The sequence below is a fragment of the Nonomuraea harbinensis genome (genome assembly GCF_019396385.1).
GTDB classification, from domain to species: domain Bacteria; phylum Actinomycetota; class Actinomycetes; order Streptosporangiales; family Streptosporangiaceae; genus Nonomuraea; species Nonomuraea ferruginea.
On record NZ_JAHKRN010000007.1, the window covers coordinates 76,821 to 92,468 of the forward strand.

A 15,648-nucleotide genomic window follows, 5' to 3' on the forward strand; every position below is an offset into this window, starting at 1 on the left:
GTCACTCGTAGGGGCTGCGGCCCTCGCGCACGGCGCCGATCATGCCGACGGCGTACGCGTGAGCCGCCCGGTGCAGGCCGTGGCCGTAGCTGACCCGGGCCACGCCCAGCTCAGCCAGCCTGGCCAGGCTCGGCGCGCCCGGCTTGAACAGGATGTTGACCGGGCCGTCCACCTCGCCCACCAGCGCCCCGATCTCGTCCTCGGCCGACAGCCCGATCGGGTAGACGCAGTCGGCGCCCGCCTCCAGGTAACGCCGGGCCCGCGCCACCGCGTCGGCGCGCCCGCCGCCGTCGCGGACGATGTAGGTGTCGATCCTGGCGTTGACGACGAGCGCCGGTCCCGCCGCGGCGCGCACCGCCGCCAGGAAAGCGGCCTGCTCGTCCGGATCGACCAGTTCTCCGGTACGGGGGTCGGAATCCTCCAGGTTGCAGCCCGCGGCGCCGGTCTCCAGCAGCCGCCCGGCCAGCTCGGCCGGGTCCAGCCCGTATCCGCGCTCCATGTCGGCCGTCACCGGCACGTCCACCACCCGGACGACGCGGGACACGGCGGCCAGCATCTCGGCCACCGGCGTCGCCTCGCCGTCCTCGTAGCCCAGCACGCGCGCCACCGCGGCGCTGCCGGTCGCCACCGCCGGGAAGCCGGCCTCCCGGACGGCCGTCGCGGACGCGGCGTCCCAGGCGTTCGGCAGGATCAACGGCTTTCCCGGCACGTGCAGGGCACGCAGTGCCGCCGCCTTCTCAAGGGTCATGGCCGGAACCATAGGAAGGCGGGGCCGGTGGCTGTAGGTCCAATGCCCGCGAGAACCGGCAAGCCACTTCAGGTTTCGCAGAAGGCGCGGGGTGCGTCCGGAGGGTGAACGGCCGCGTCCCGCGCCACCGTGCTCGTGGTGTCAGCAGCCGCTCTTGGCGCACTGGCCGCCGACGGTGCCGGCCGGGCCGTCCGCCGGGTTGTCGCCCTCGTCGGAGGGCGGCGGCTTGGCCGCGGTCGTGGGCTTCTTGCCGCTGTCGCCCTGCTTCGCGGCGGTTTCCTGCTTGGCGCCGTCGCCCTTGCTCGCGGTGCTCTTGTCCGACGAGCCGGCGCGGGTGTCGCGGGTGTCGCCCGACGTGTCGCCCGATGTGTCACCCACGGAGGCGTCGCCCATCTCGGCGGCTTCCTCCTCGGGCAGGCCGGTGTCGGCGTCGCCCATGGTGGCCTCGTCGGCGGCCGCCTCGTCCTGCAGCGGCTCGCCCTCGCTGCCGGTCTCGCCGGCGCCCTGCTCGGGCCCCGCCTGCCGGCTCTGCTGGGTGGGCGTGCCCGTCTCTCCGGACCCGGCGGTCAGCGCGTAGCCGACGCCGCCCACGGCCATCGCCGCCACGAGTACGGACGCGGCGATGACGGTGATCTTTTTCTTCTTGCTCGGCCTGTTCCTGGCGGCCCGGCGGCTCTCGCCTGGCCCGTTGAGGATCTCAAGACGATCCGGCTCGGTCGGATCTTGCATGGTGTTACAGCTCCCTGCGGTCGTATCGGGAAAGCTCTCCGGCTTCCGCGGGCGATGGACCACACTAGCCGCAACAGCCGAATGCTCGCGCAACAATCACAAAGGAATCACGACTTGTCCCCCCAAGGTCCTATTCGCCCAGGTCGACGCCACCGCCTCGCCCCCGTCGCCGCGGTCACCGCCGTCCTGGCCATCGCCACGGCGGGAATTCTCCTCGCGTTCACCGGCCCGCGAATGCACCCTCGCAAATCCGCCCCGGAAATCGATCAGGAAAGCCCGCTTTTCGATCAATCCCGCCGCACGCCCCCACCCACGTGGACGTCCATTCCACCGCCCCATTCAGCCAGCCCAGAACCCCCCGCACCGGTGACGAGCGTCACCACCGAAACCCCCTGGCTCCACCCGATCCCCCCACCAAGGGCAACACCCTCGTCCCACCCAGGAGACGCCACCAGGCGTCCGGCAGACGTCCCAGAACGCCAGCCCCCCACCCGAGATCGCGAAGGCCCCCGTGCCCAACCCCGCACCCATCGACCCGAACCCCGGGAACGTTCCAGCACCCACACACCGAACGAGAACACCAGCACCGGCGAGGCGGTCACACTCACCACCGCCCCCTCACCCACCCCCGAGCCCCAGCCCAAGGCCCAGACCCCACCAGGACTCCCCGCCCCCGACCCCTGCGCCACCTTCCACGACTTCCGCCGCGAAGCCTGCTACGAGGCCCTCAAGAGCCTAGGAAAATGATCACCCGAGGTGAGCCCGCAACTCAGGAACTACGGCGGGCAGAGCAGGCCGAAGGCTTGCTATCGGCGCCCAGCCCGAGGGGTTTCCCGAAAAGCCCTTAAGGTCTTGATCTTTTACGGCGCGACCCACCCGAGCCAAGCCCACCCGACGATCAGCGAGCGGAACAGCCCGAAGAAGAAGGAGAAGTCGCCGGCCGGCCGATGGTAGGCATACCGAGGAGCACTCCGGACGGCTGAGGAGCCACACGCGCCTGCCAGGCGTCACCCGCCCGGGTGCGGCGCAGTTCGCGGACCGCCCCGTCGGCGACCAGGTGGTGCGGGGCCGCGTACGTGACCTCGACCGTGACCATGTCGCCCGGACGCGGCGTCTCCTCGCCCACGGCGAAGTGGACCAGGCGGTTGTCGGGCGCGCGGCCGGAAAGGCGGCGGGTGGCCTCGTCCTTGCGGCCTTCGCCCTCGGCGACCAGGATCTCCAGCGTGCGGCCGACCTGCTTCTTGTTCTCCGCCCAGGAGATCTCCTCCTGGAGGGCGACCAGCCGCTCGTAGCGCTCCTGGACGACCTCCTTGGGGATCTGGTCGTCCATGGTGGCGGCGGGGGTGCCCGGCCTGATCGAGTACTGGAAGGTGAAGGCGTTGGCGAAGCGGCTCTCCCGTACGACGTCGAGGGTCGCCTGGAAGTCGTCCTCGGTCTCGCCGGGGAAGCCGACGATGATGTCGGTGGAGATGGCCGCGTCGGGCATGGCGGCGCGGACCCGCTCGATGATGCCGAGGTAGCGCTCGGCGCGGTAGGAGCGGCGCATGGCCTTGAGCACCCGGTCCGAGCCCGACTGGAGCGGCATGTGGAGCTGGTGCATGACGTTGGGCGTCTCGGCCATGGCGGCGATGACGTCGTCGGTGAACGCGGCCGGATGCGGCGAGGTGAACCGGACCCGCTCAAGGCCCTCGACGTCGCCGCAGGCGCGCAGCAGCTTGCCGAAGGCGAGCCGGTCGCCGAACTCGACCCCGTAGGTGTTGACGTTCTGGCCGAGCAGGGTGACTTCGAGGACGCCCTGGTCGACGAGGGTGCGCACCTCGGCGAGGACGTCGCCGGGCCGGCGGTCCTTCTCCTTGCCGCGCAGCGACGGGACGATGCAGAAGGTGCAGGTGTTGTTGCAGCCGACCGAGATGGCCACCCAGGCGGCGTAGGCGGACTCGCGCCTGGTGGGGAGCGTGGAGGGGAAGACCTCCAGCGACTCCTTCAGCTCGACCTGCGCCTCGCCCTCGATGCGGGCGCGCTCCAGCAGCACGGGCAGGGAGCCGATGTTGTGGGTGCCGAACACCACGTCGACCCAGGGCGCCTTGCGGACGATCTCGCCCTGGTCCTTCTGCGCGAGGCAGCCGCCGACGGCGATCTGCATGCGCGGGTTGCGGACCTTGGCGGGCCGCAGATGGCCGAGGTTGCCGTAGAGGCGGTTGTCGGCGTTCTCGCGGACGGCGCAGGTGTTGAAGACCACGACGTCGGCGGTCTCGCCTTCGGTCACGGCGACGTAGCCGGCGCCTTCCAGCAGGCCGGACAGCCGCTCGGAGTCGTGCACGTTCATCTGGCACCCGTACGTGCGGACCTCGTACGTACGGGGGCTCTCCTGGGTCACAGTCATGGCATGAACAAGGGTAGTCGTTATGAGCCCTGCGCCAGCCGTACGCCTTCAAAAGACCAGCTTGACTGCCTGATGTGATCGGATCGGTACCGCCTGGTTAGTGACCAGCGTCCTTCGTACCTCTACCGTTTGGGTCCATGACGGAGAACGGGGACGCCACTCCACTCGTGCAGATGGAGCACGTCAACAAGCACTTCGGGGCGCTGCACGTCCTGAAGGACATCAACTTGACCGTCTCACGTGGCGAGGTCCTGGTCGTCATCGGCCCGTCCGGCGGCGGCAAGTCGACGCTCTGCCGGACGATCAACCGGCTGGAGACGATCGACGACGGCAGGATCGTCTTCGACGGCCAGGTGCTGCCGGCAGAGGGCAAGGCGCTGGCCAGGTTGCGCTCCGACGTCGGGATGGTGTTCCAGTCGTTCAACCTGTTCGCCCACAAGACCATCCGGGAGAACGTGACGCTGGGCCCGGTCAAGGTCCGCCGCCAGGCCAGGGACGCCGCCGACAAGCGCGCCATGGAGCTGCTGGAGCGGGTCGGCATCGCGGCCCAGGCGGACAAGTATCCCGCCCAGCTCTCCGGCGGCCAGCAGCAGCGCGTCGCCATCGCCAGGGCGCTGGCCATGGACCCGAAGATGATCCTGTTCGACGAGCCGACCTCCGCGCTGGACCCCGAGATGGTGCAGGAGGTGCTCGACGTCATGATCGGGCTGGCGCGTGACGGGATGACGATGGTGGTCGTCACCCACGAGATGGGCTTCGCCCGCAGGGCCGCCAACCGGGTCGTGTTCATGGCCGACGGGCAGGTCGTCGAGGAGAACACCCCTGACGAGTTCTTCACCAACGCGCAGACCGACCGGGCGCGTGACTTCCTTTCGAAGATCCTCACGCACTGACTAACGAGGCAGGTACACATGCACATGCGTCGAATGGGAGCGGTGCTCGCCGCGTTCGCCATGGCGGGCGCGCTGACCGCTTGCGGCGGCGATGACGCTGGCGGCGGCGGCGACGGCGGCGGCTCCTACGCCACCGTGATCGACAAGATCAAGGGTGGCGGCACCGTGGTCGTCGGCACCAAGTGGGACCAGCCGAGCCTGGGTCTGAAGACCGGGCCCGAGCCGGAGGGCTTTGACGTCGACGTTGCCAAGGCCGTGCTCAAGGAGCTCAACGGCGGCACCGACGTCAAGGTCGAGTGGAAGGAGTCGGCCTCGTCCAACCGCGAGCCGTTCCTGCAGAACGGCACCGTCGACATCATCTTCGCCACCTACTCGATCACCGAGGAGCGCAAGGGCAAGGTCACCTTCGGCGGCCCGTACGTGATCTCGCACCAGGACATCATGGTGCGCAAGGACGACACGTCGATCAACACCCCGCAGGACCTCAAGGGCAAGCGCATCTGCAAGGCTGCGGGCTCCAACTCCTACAAGCGCATCACCGACCCGCCGCCGGACGGCGAGCTCGACATCGACGCCACCACCGTCGACGCGGCGAACTACTCGGAGTGCGTGCAGAAGCTCAACGGCAGCAACCTCGACGCCGTCACCACCGACGACCTGATCCTGGCGGGCTTCGCCAAGCAGGCGGGCGGCAACTTCAAGGTGCTGGGCCAGGGCTTCACCGACGAGAAGTACGGCGTCGGCCTGAAGAAGGGCGACACCGCGACCTGCGAGGCCGTCAACACCGCGATCAAGACGCTGTGGGACAACGGCCAGATGAAGACCATGCTGGACAAGTGGTTCGGCGGCATCGAGGGCCTGCCGCTCTCGACCGAGGCACCGCCGGCCGAGGGTTGCGCCTGATCATGTCGTAGGCGGCGGCCGGGATCCCGGCCGCCGCCCTCCTATGCGGTGGAGCACGATGGACGAACTAATCAAGTACGCGCCCGTCCTCGCGGAAGGCTTCCTGGAGAACGTCAAGCTCTCCCTCGTGGCCGCGGTCGCCTCCCTCATCCTGGGCACGATCCTCGTGGGGATGCGGGTCTCGCCGACGCCGGTGCTGCGTGCGGCCGCCACCGTCTACGTCAACGTGGTGCGCAACACGCCGCTGACGCTGGTGCTGGCGTTCTCCGCGCTGGGCCTGAGCGACCAGCTCGGCCTGGTGTTCTCCCAGGAGCCGAGCGTCAACTCGTTCTGGATCGTCGCGATGGGCCTGTCGTTCTACACCGCGTCGTTCGTGTGCGAGGCGCTGCGGGCCGGCATCAACACGGTGCCCCTGGGGCAGGCCGAGGCGGCGCGGTCGATCGGGTTGTCGTTCTTCCAGTCCCTGCGGCTGATCATCCTGCCGCAGGCGTTCCGGGCCGTCATCGCCCCGCTGGGCAGCGTGATGATCGCCATGATCAAGAACACCACGGTCGCGACGGCCGGCGGCTACCTCGCCGACGCGGCCGCCACCATGAAGGAGGTCTTCGACACCACCGGCGCGTCGATCCCCATCTTCATCGGGATCGTCATCGCGTTCATGGCCCTGACCATGCCCATCGGCTACTTCACCGGTTGGTTGTCCCGACGTCTGGCGGTGGCCCGATGAACCTTTCCGTCCTGTTCGACACCCCGGGCCCGCGCGGGCGGGTGCGCAACCACCTGCTCACCGCGGTCAGCGTGCTGGTCGTGGGCGGCATCGCCTACTGGGTCTATCTGGGCTTCGACGCCAAGGGCCAGTTCGAGGGGAAGATCTGGGAGCCGTTCCTCGACCCCTACACCTGGCAGACGTGGATCCTGCCCGGCCTGGCCGGCACGCTGCGGGCCGCCGCGCTGGCCGCGGTGCTCGCGCTCGCGTTCGGCGCGATCTTCGGTCTGGCGCGGCTGTCCGACCACGCCTGGATCCGGATCCCGGCCGGGCTGGTGGTCGAGGTCTTCCGGGCCATCCCGCTGCTGCTGCTGATCTTCTTCATCTTCTACCTGGCGCCGACCGTGATGGGCGGCGGCGACTACGCGTTCATGGCCGTGGTGCTCGGCCTGACCCTCTACAACGGGTCGGTGCTGGCAGAGGTGGTCCGGGCCGGCGTGCTCTCGGTGCCGAAGGGCCAGGCGGAGGCCGCGTACGCGGTCGGCATGCGCAAGAACCAGGTGATGCGGCTGGTGCTGCTGCCGCAGGCGGTCACGGCCATGATGCCGGCGATCGTCAGCCAGCTCGTGGTGCTGCTCAAGGACACCGCGCTCGGCTACATCATCGCCTACGTCGACCTGCTCAACACCGGCTTCAAGATCCTGCCGGCGGTGTTCTTCGGCTCGCTGATCCCGGCGGCCATCGTCATCGGCATCATCTACGTCGGGCTCAACATGGCGCTCAGCTACCTGGCCCACTGGCTGGAACGCCGCAGCAGGCGCAGCCGCAAGACGGCGGCGCCCCCGGTGGCGCCCCCCGGCGCGGAGGCGATCGGCCTGCGCTCCGGCGGCGGGCTCGACAGCACCGACTGACCCACGAGCGGCGGGGATTTCCGGCAGGATGCGGGTATGCCCGCCGCTCTGTGGCCCTCACCCATCTCCACCTCCGACGTCGCCCGGGCGGCGGCTCGTCCGGCCTGGCCCGTCGTGTCCGGCGGCGCCGCCTGGTGGACGGAGGACCGCCCCGGCGAGGGCGGGCGCACCACGATCGTGCGCCTCACCGCCGACGGCGCCCGGACCGAGCTGCTGCCGCCGCCGTGGAACGCCCGCACCCGCGTGCACGAGTACGGCGGCCGCCCCTACGCCGTCACCTCCGGCGGCGACGTCGTCTTCACGGAGCTGACCGACCAGCGGCTCCACACCCTCGACCGGTCGGGCGAGATCAGGCCGCTCACTCCCGAGGGCGACCGCTACGCCGACCTGGTGGTCCGCGACGACCAGGTGTGGTGCGTCCGCGAACGCCACCTCGACGGCGGCAAGGTCTCACGGTCGATCGTGTCCGTCCCGCTGGCCGGGGGCGAGGCCGCCGAACAGGTCACGGGCCACGACTTCTACGCCTTCCCCACGCTCTCCCCCGACGGCCGGCTGCTCGCGTACGTGTGCTGGAACCACCCCCGGATGCCGTGGCACGGCACCGAGCTGCGCGTCACCCGCCTGTCCGACGGCGAGACGTGGACCGTGGCCGGCGGCCCCTCGGAGTCCGTCCTGGCGCCCCAGTGGCGCGATGACGGCCGGCTCTACCTGATCTCCGACCGCTCCGGCTGGTGGAACCTGTACGCGGCCGACATCGGCGGCGGGGAGCCGGAGCCGCTCTGCCCGCGCGAGGAGGAGTTCGCCTGGCCGCTGTGGTACCTGGGCGGCCTCCCGTACGCGGTCCTCGCCGACGGCCGGCTCGCCGTCCTGCACGGGCGCGGCGACCTGCGGCTCGGCGTGCTCGACCCGCTCACGGGCGTCCTCACCGACCTGGACACCCCGTTCCCTGGGTGGGCGCCGACGCTGGCCGCCGACGGCGCCTCCGTCCTCGGCATCGGGTACGGCCCGGCGACCCCGATGTCCGTGACCCGGGTGACCACGGCCATCGGAACCCCCGGCGGGATCGAGGTGCTGGCGGCTGACCCCGGCGGGTTGCCCGACCCGGCCTACCTGCCGGAGCCTCGGGCGGTGACGCTGCCGGGCGAGGACGGCCGGGAGGTGCACGCGTTCCTGTATCCGCCCGCGCATCCGGACCACGCCGCCGACGGACCTCACCCGTACGTGATCTTCGTGCACGGCGGGCCGACCGCGCACGCCACCACCGCGCTCGACCTCGGCAAGGCGTTCCTGACCTCGCGCGGCATCGGCGTGCTCGACGTCAACTACGGCGGCTCCACCGGCTACGGCCGCGCCTACCGCGAGTCGCTGAAGGGGCAGTGGGGGCTGGCGGACGTCGCCGACACCGTGGCCGCCGCCCGCTGGCTGGCCGCCGAAGGGCACGCCGACCCCGGCCGGATCGCCGTCAGGGGCGGCAGCGCGGGCGGCTGGACCGTGATGGCGGCCTGCTGCCGGCCAGGCGCGTTCGCCGGCGGCGTCTCGTACTACGGGGTGAGCGCCCTGGGCCCGCTCAACGCGCACACCCACGACTTCGAATCCCGCTACGTGGAGTGGCTCGTCGGCCCCGAGGACTCCCAGCTGTACGCCGAACGCGAACCGCTCGCCCTGGCCGGCGGCGTCTCCTGCCCGATGCTGCTGCTCCAGGGGCTCGACGACCCGGTGGTGCCGCCGGAGCAGTCGGCCGCCTTCGCGGAAACGCTGTCGGAACGCGGCATCCCCTGCACCTACCTGGCCTTCGACGGCGAGGCGCACGGCTTCCGCCGCACCGAGACCCGCTCCACCGCGCTCGCCGCCGAGCTCGCCTTCTACCAGCAGATCTTCCGGTGAGAGGTCAGCGCGCGAACTCGGTCGCCCGCGACTCCCGCACCACCGTGATCCGGATCTGCCCCGGATAGGTGAGCTCCTCCTCCACCTGCTTGGCCACGTCGCGGGCGATCACCTGCGCCTGGATGTCGTCGATCGCGTCCGGCTTGACCATCACCCGGATCTCCCGCCCCGCCTGCATGGCGAAGACCTTCTCCACGCCGTCGTAGGACTGCGCGATCTCCTCCAGCCGCTCCAGCCGCTTCACGTACGCCTCCAGCGACTCGCGGCGGGCGCCGGGACGGCTGCCGCTGATGGCGTCGGCCGCCTGGGTGAGCACCGCCTCGACGGTGCGCACCTCCACCTCGTTGTGGTGCGCCTCGATGGCGTGCACCACGTCCTCCTGCTCGCCGTAGCGGCGCGCGATCTCCGCGCCGATCAGCGCGTGGCTGCCCTCCACCTCGTGGGTGAGCGCCTTGCCGATGTCGTGCAGCAGCGCGCAGCGCTTCATCAGCGTCTGGTCGAGCTTGAGCTCGGCGGCCATGATGCCGGCGATGTGGGCGGACTCGATGAGGTGCTTGAGCACGTTCTGCCCGTAGGAGGTGCGGTAGCGGAGCTGGCCGAGCAGCAGCACCAGCTCCGGGTGCATGTCGGTGAGGCCCAGCTCGACCAGCGCGTCCTCGCCGGCGCGGGCGCACAGCTCCTGCACCTCGGCGCGGCTGCGGTCGTGCGCCTCCTCGATGCGCTGCGGGTGGATCCGGCCGTCGAGCACCAGCTTCTCCAGCGTGAGCCGCGCCGTCTCCCTGCGAACCGGATCGAAACACGACAGAAGCACCGCTTCCGGGGTGTCGTCGATGATCAGGTTGACGCCGGTGGTCGACTCGAACGCCCGGATGTTGCGGCCCTCGCGGCCGATGATGCGGCCCTTCATCTCGTCGCCCGGCAGGTGCAGCACGCTGACGACCGACTCCGCGGTCTGCTCGGTCGCCATCCGCTGCACCGCCAGCGTCACGATCTTGGTGGCGCGCTTCTCGCCCTCGCGGCGCGCCTCGCCCTCGATCTCCCGTACGATCAGCGCCGCCTCGCGCTTGGCCTGGTGTTCGATGTCGCGCACCAGCTCGGCCCTGGCCTGCTCGCCGGTCAGCCCGGCCACCCGTTCCAGGATGACCCGCCGCTCCTCCTCCACCTTCAGCAGCTCGGCCCGCCGGTCGGCCAGCTCGATCTCCGTCTCGGCGAGCTTGCGGTCGCGCTCGGCCTGCCGCCTGGCCTCCTCGTCGAGCCGCTGCTCCCGCTCGGCCAGCCGCTGCTCCCTGCGCTCCAGGTCGGTGCGGAGCTCCTTGAGCTCCGACTTCAGGATCCGGCTCTCCTCCTCGACCTCCCGCCGCATCTGCGCCGCGCTCTCCGCCGCCGCCTCGGACCTGCGCAGGATCTCCTCGGCGTCGGACTCGGCCCTGTCGCGGATCTGGCCCGCCTCCGTACGAGCCTGCTCCAGCTCGTCGTGCACGGCCTCCAACTGCTCCGGCGTGGGCTTGGCGCCTCTCGGGACGCCTCCCGAGGTGCGCCTGACGACGATGAAAAGGGCTGCCATCATCCCGCAGGTCAGTACGAGCACCGCCACCGACAGCACCACGACAAGCGGCCCCATGTACGCCCCGCCCTCCTCGCGTCGTCAACACCCACAAACGCGGCCCTCGCACGGGAGGGTCACGGGCGCGGCACGGAAAGCCCCGGGACAGCTATCAAGCACAGGCCGACTTCGTGCCGACCGCAACAGCCGGCACCTCGTCCGCCTCGATCAACCAAGCTCGCTCGTATGTCGTTCACCGGTATGGCAATCCGCACTGCGCGGAGTAACTCCTCACTGCCGTCGAGGTTATGCGTCGAACAGGTCACGAGCAAGCAAACGACTTACCAAGCGTGTCTTACCCGACACCCTCGTCAGTCGATCCCGTCCAGGTTGACGATCTGATATTCGCCGGGCAACCGGTGAGCGACGAGCGGGCCCTGGGCGGACCTGAGCCGGACGACGCTGACGCCTCCTTCCTCGCTGGGCGCGTGCTCCAGGTGCGCCGACCTGCCGGTCCGCACGTCGTACAGAACCTGCCCGTCCGTGAACCGGGCCAGAGGTCCGGTCGTGAACCGGTCGGCGGCCAGCTCCGCGTGGGCCCCCGGCGGCAGGTCGCGTTCGTCCGAGCCGTCGCGCAGCCGGTGGAAGCCGCTGCCGTCCTGGCGGACGCCCGCGCAATGGGTCACCCCGCAACGGACGTACTGCTCGCCCGGATGGACGACGGCCGTGCTCGTCTCGCCCGTCTCGGCGTTGAGCAGCCGCTGGAAGCTGGGCTCGTTGTCCGGCGTGTACTCGCCCGGCGTGCCCACCCACGGCCAGCGCAGGATGTGGTGCCTCTCCGCTCCCGGCACCGGCGTGGGGGCGCCGCCCTTGATGGGGACGGTGTAGACGCCGCCGTTCTCTCCCAGCGAGAAGGCCAGCCGGTCACCCGCCACGGCGAAGGCGTCGGACCGGCCGCGGATCGTCTCCGTCATGCGGATCTCCCGCGGCTCGCCGCCTCGGACGGGCACCCACCAGAACCGGGAGGCGCCGCTGTCGCCGAACGCCTCGAAGTAGACGCGGTCGCCGACCACCTGGAAGCCGTCGGCGTGCTTCCCCGTGGAGGTGCGGATATCCGTGATCTTGCGGGCCTTCCGGGTCTCGACGTCGTAGGCGTAGATAGCGTTGGCCAGCTCGTGACCGGCCCAGGTCTCCACCAGGATGGTGTGGTCGTCGATGAACGCCCGCGGGTGATACTCGCGGCCGTTCGGAAGCTTGTCCGGGATCCGCCACACCGCGTCCGGCCAGACCTTCTCCAGAGCGGGCGGGATCTTCGCCGGCGGCTGCCGATCTCCCTGCGGCGGCCCACCGGACGTCGCCTCGGGCTCCCCTGGCTGGTCCGTCTGCCGGCCGGGCGTCGTCTCCGGCTCCCCTGGCTGGTCCGTCTGGAACGGCCCGCCCGGCGTCGTCTCGGGCTCCCTCGCATCCCTCGGGATCTCGATCTCGGACCGCTCCGACGCCGGGCCGGAGTCGTTCCCGGCGCCCCGCACCACCGCCCCGACACCGCCCGCGATCACCACCACCGCCACGGCCGCGATCAGCGCCTGCCCGCGCGCCCGCCGCTTGCGCGACCGCGTCACCATCCGCCCCGACAGATCGGACGGCGCGCGCGGCGCGCGCTCCGCGGCCTTCCCCAGCGCCCGGCGGAGGCCGGCCTCCAACTCCGTGCTCATGACGACCTCCCGTTCACCGATGCGGATCGTGCCACGACGGCCCGCAACTTGCCCAAGCCGAGCGAGGCGTGACTACGCACCGTCCCCTGCGAGATCCCCAGCACCTGGGCGATCTCCGCGTCGGTCAGCTGCTCGTAGTAACGCAGCACCAGCACCACCCGCTGCTTACGCGGCAGCCCCTCCAGCGCCCGCCACAGCCCGTGCTCGCCATCGGACGGTGGCGCGTCCACGTACGACTCCTCCGGCGGATCCCACGCCAGCTGCTCCCGCCGGCGTAACCGCCAGACGCTGATGTGCAGCCTGGCCATGATCACCCGCGTGTAGCTCTCCGGGTCCTGCTTCCGCCGCACCCTCGGCCAGGCCCGGTGCAGCCTGATGAGGGCCTCCTGCGTCAGGTCGGCCGCATCGTGCGGGTTGCCGCTGAGCACGTACCCGTAACGCAGCAACGCGTCGGCCCGCTCAGCGACGAACTCCGCGAACCACGACTCGTCGTCCAAATGATCTTCACCTTCTTCGTAGCCTCCCCCTCCAGACGGCCACACAGGTGAATTCGTTGAACCGCGACGAATCTCCCGGCGACTCGGTACGGGGCCACGCAAGAAACCCCTGCCGGGCTCCAGCCCCCGCCCAGGACCTGTACCACTGCCGGAGACCACCTTCGCCGAGGTCATCCGCCGCCAGGGCCACGGGTACTCGTCCTCGACGCACCACCGGCCTACGGGTACTCGTCCTCGACCTCGACGCCCTCCTGCTCCAGAGCCTCCCGGATCACCCGGAACGACAACCCTGGCGGGTAGCCCTTTCTCGCGAGCATGCCGGCCAGGCGGCGAGTGCGGACCTTGGAGTCCAGGGAGCGAGTGGAGGGCAGCTTCCGCTCCACGAGGCGCCGGGCGGTCTCCTCCTCCTGATCCGGATCGAGCCGCTCGACGGCGTCCTTCACCGTCTCCTGGTCGACCCCGCGATGCCGCAACTCGTTGGCCAGAGCCCGCTTGGCCAGGCCCCGGCCGTGATGCCGGGAGTCGACCCAGGCCTCGGCGAACGCCTCGTCGTTGATGAGCCCCAGCTCGGTGAACCGGTCGAGCACCGACTCCGCCACCTCGTCGGGCACCTCCCGCTTCCGCATCGCCTCGGCCAACTGCGCCCGCGTCTTGGGCGCCATGGTGAGCAGCCGCAGGCAGATCGCCCGCGCCACCGCCTCAGGATCGGCGGGGGGCGCCGCTGCCGCTCCCGAACCGGCATCCGGCCCATCAGCCGGCCATCCCCGCCCGGCCTTCCGTCCGGACCGCCTCCCCTTACGCCCCTTCCTCGCCTTCTCCCCGGAACCTGGGTCCACCCCCGGCGTCGCCCAGAACTCCGTACCCGCAGCCGACGCCCCCGCAGGAGTTCCGGTCCTTGCGTCCGACACCCCCGCAGATGTTCCGGTCCCTGCGTCCGACACCCCCGCAGGAGTTTCGACCCCTGCGTCCGACACCTCCATACGAGCCTCGGTCCCCCCATCCGAAGCCCCGATTCTCTCGTCCGCCGGCACCGCACCGCCCGGCACCTCACCATCCCCTGCCGACGCCGCACCATCATCCGGCGCTTCACAGGACGCGCCCTCTGACGAGACCGCACCGCCGCCCGTCGCCTCTCCGGACGCATCCCCCAGTGGGACCGCACCACCGCTCAACGCCTCACCTGAAGCATCCCCTGATGACGCCGCACCACCGCCCGACATCCCATCGGACGCGGCGTGGGAAGCCGCCGCACCGCCGTCCTGCTCATCGAGGGCAGTGTCGGGAGAAAGAGAGGACGCCCCATCTCCGGCGGGTCTCCCCTCCTCGGCGGCCTGCCCAGGCTGCGAGACACTCACGACGGACGTGACACTCCTCCCGGGCGTGACTTGCGGCGTGTCATGCGAATCCGCATCGTCCCGACCGACCTCCTCACCGGAGAACGCAGTCCGGGAGTCAGCGGCTGCAGCGTCGGAGCCTGCGGAGGAAGAAAGCATGTCATCGGACGCCACAACGGATTCCCGCTGACGACGGCGCTGCTCGCGCCACTCTTCAGGCGAAGGCCAACCACCGCTCCCACCACTCGTCGCGGAAGAAGACCCCTTCCTCGAAATCCCCTGATCAGTCAACCCGTCGCCTCGCCGGAAAACGGAACCGGCCCGCTCCCCGCCCGAGCGACCACCGCCGCCCCGTCTTTCAGCAGCAGCACCGCCACCAGCCCGTTCCCCAGGCGAGGCACCATCAGCCCGCACCCGGTCGAAAGGACCATCGGCCCCTACGCGGTTATAAGGACCATCGGTCCGCACCACGCCGAAAGAGCCGTCAGACGGTTCCTCACCGGACGCATCATCGCCCTGAGCCCCGTTGAAAGGACCATCGACCCGCACCACGCCGGAGGAGCCGTCAGACCGTTCATCACGGGAAGCATCATCGCCCCGAGCCTCGCCAAAAGGACCGTCAGACTCTTCGCGGGAAACACCATCGACCCGAGCCTCACTGGTAGGGCCGTCACCTGGCTCCGCTGCGGAAGATCCACTGAAGGCTCCCAGTGTGAAGCCGCCAGGCACGGAAAGATTCTCCTGGGAGACCGCCCGCCCCTCCCCCGGCTGAGCCTCCAGAGACCCCCCCTCGGGCACCGAATACTCCCGCCGTGCCTCCGAGGACAGCCCCTCATCAACCCCCTCCGGCGTGAAGGATCCATCCGCAGGTCGCCCTCCCGTATCCAAATCCCGCCGCGACTCCTCTAGGGACAGCCCCATAGGCGCCTGCTCGCGGACAGCTTCAGACCGCCCCACCGCGTCCCGTCGCCCCTCCCGGGACAGCTCTTCACCAGCCTGCCCCCGTACGGAAGAGTTGCCCCCAGACTGCCCCGCCGCAACCGGATCGTCCCGTGACGCTTCCGGGGAAGCCTCCTCGGCGGCCCGCTCCCGTACCGAGAAGCCACCCGCCGCTCGCCCCTCCAGGGACGGCTCTTCACCAGCCCGCTTCCCGGATTCCCCCTCAGCAGAGGCCGTGTCAGGGCTCTGCGGATCGCCCCAGAAGGGGTGGCTTTGCTGGGGTTCGCCCGCCGGCCGTGTCCACCAGGTGTCTTCAGGCGGCGGCTGCTCCCCCGGGGCGCGGCCGCCGAAGAAAGGGTGGCGCCCGCCGGGTGGGGCGCCCTCGGATGAGGAGCGCCGGGGTTTGCGGCGGGATGAGGCCGGGGCGCCCCGGTCGGGGGGCGCCGGATCCGTGTCACTCATGCGC

The 15,648-nt window shown here is 70.6% G+C and carries 12 protein-coding genes; 5 read left to right on the forward strand and 7 right to left on the reverse strand.

From position 1 onward, the window contains the following. Position 1: 1 nt before the first annotated feature. The 3 genes from KME79_RS09775 to miaB all read right to left on the reverse strand — a co-directional run bounded on the left by KME79_RS09775 (position 2) and on the right by miaB (position 3,860). Positions 2-748: an isocitrate lyase/PEP mutase family protein gene (locus KME79_RS09775; RefSeq protein WP_219544153.1), complete on the reverse strand. Its 747-nt coding sequence runs from the start codon at positions 746-748 to the stop codon at positions 2-4. A gap of 141 nt (positions 749-889) precedes the next feature. Beyond that, positions 890-1,477 (reverse strand): prolipoprotein diacylglyceryl transferase, encoded by a 588-nt coding sequence (locus KME79_RS09780; protein ID WP_219544154.1) that lies wholly within the window; start codon positions 1,475-1,477, stop codon positions 890-892. A gap of 898 nt (positions 1,478-2,375) precedes the next feature. Further along, positions 2,376-3,860: a tRNA (N6-isopentenyl adenosine(37)-C2)-methylthiotransferase MiaB gene (gene miaB, locus KME79_RS09785; RefSeq protein WP_219544155.1), complete on the reverse strand. Its 1,485-nt coding sequence runs from the start codon at positions 3,858-3,860 to the stop codon at positions 2,376-2,378. A gap of 137 nt (positions 3,861-3,997) precedes the next feature. Here miaB and KME79_RS09790 point away from each other — a divergent pair, with 137 nt between their 5' ends. The 5 genes from KME79_RS09790 to KME79_RS09810 are packed head-to-tail and all read left to right on the forward strand — an operon-like array spanning position 3,998 to position 9,157. After that, the gene (locus tag KME79_RS09790; RefSeq protein WP_219544156.1) at positions 3,998-4,753 is read left to right on the forward strand and encodes an amino acid ABC transporter ATP-binding protein; all 756 of its coding nucleotides are present in this window, start codon (positions 3,998-4,000) and stop codon (positions 4,751-4,753) included. 18 nt (positions 4,754-4,771) lie between these two features. Continuing rightward, positions 4,772-5,656, forward strand: coding sequence for a glutamate ABC transporter substrate-binding protein (locus tag KME79_RS09795; protein ID WP_148033538.1), 885 nt, complete (start codon positions 4,772-4,774; stop codon positions 5,654-5,656). Positions 5,657-5,714: 58 nt separating this feature from the next. Further along, on the forward strand, positions 5,715-6,383 hold the full coding sequence (locus KME79_RS09800) for an amino acid ABC transporter permease (protein WP_219544157.1): 669 nt from the start codon (positions 5,715-5,717) through the stop codon (positions 6,381-6,383). Further along, positions 6,380-7,273 (forward strand): amino acid ABC transporter permease, encoded by an 894-nt coding sequence (locus KME79_RS09805; protein ID WP_219544158.1) that lies wholly within the window; start codon positions 6,380-6,382, stop codon positions 7,271-7,273. Before KME79_RS09800 ends, KME79_RS09805 begins: the two co-directional genes overlap by 4 nt. A gap of 36 nt (positions 7,274-7,309) precedes the next feature. Next, the gene (locus KME79_RS09810) at positions 7,310-9,157 is read left to right on the forward strand and encodes a S9 family peptidase (RefSeq protein ID WP_219544159.1); all 1,848 of its coding nucleotides are present in this window, start codon (positions 7,310-7,312) and stop codon (positions 9,155-9,157) included. Between the two features lie 4 nt (positions 9,158-9,161). Here the strand turns inward: KME79_RS09810 and rny are convergent, their stop codons facing one another. The 4 genes from rny to recX all read right to left on the reverse strand — a co-directional run bounded on the left by rny (position 9,162) and on the right by recX (position 15,644). Next, positions 9,162-10,778: a ribonuclease Y gene (gene rny, locus KME79_RS09815; RefSeq protein ID WP_246639587.1), complete on the reverse strand. Its 1,617-nt coding sequence runs from the start codon at positions 10,776-10,778 to the stop codon at positions 9,162-9,164. Between the two features lie 293 nt (positions 10,779-11,071). Continuing rightward, positions 11,072-12,412 (reverse strand): hypothetical protein, encoded by a 1,341-nt coding sequence (locus tag KME79_RS09820; RefSeq protein WP_219544160.1) that lies wholly within the window; start codon positions 12,410-12,412, stop codon positions 11,072-11,074. Continuing rightward, entirely contained in the window at positions 12,409-12,909 is a 501-nt protein-coding gene (locus KME79_RS09825; protein WP_219544161.1) for a SigE family RNA polymerase sigma factor, read from the reverse strand. Before KME79_RS09825 ends, KME79_RS09820 begins: the two co-directional genes overlap by 4 nt. Before the next feature lie 218 nt (positions 12,910-13,127). Further along, positions 13,128-15,644, reverse strand: a complete 2,517-nt coding sequence (gene recX, locus KME79_RS46875) for a recombination regulator RecX (RefSeq protein ID WP_308248854.1) — start codon at positions 15,642-15,644, stop codon at positions 13,128-13,130. Positions 15,645-15,648 lie beyond the last annotated feature (4 nt).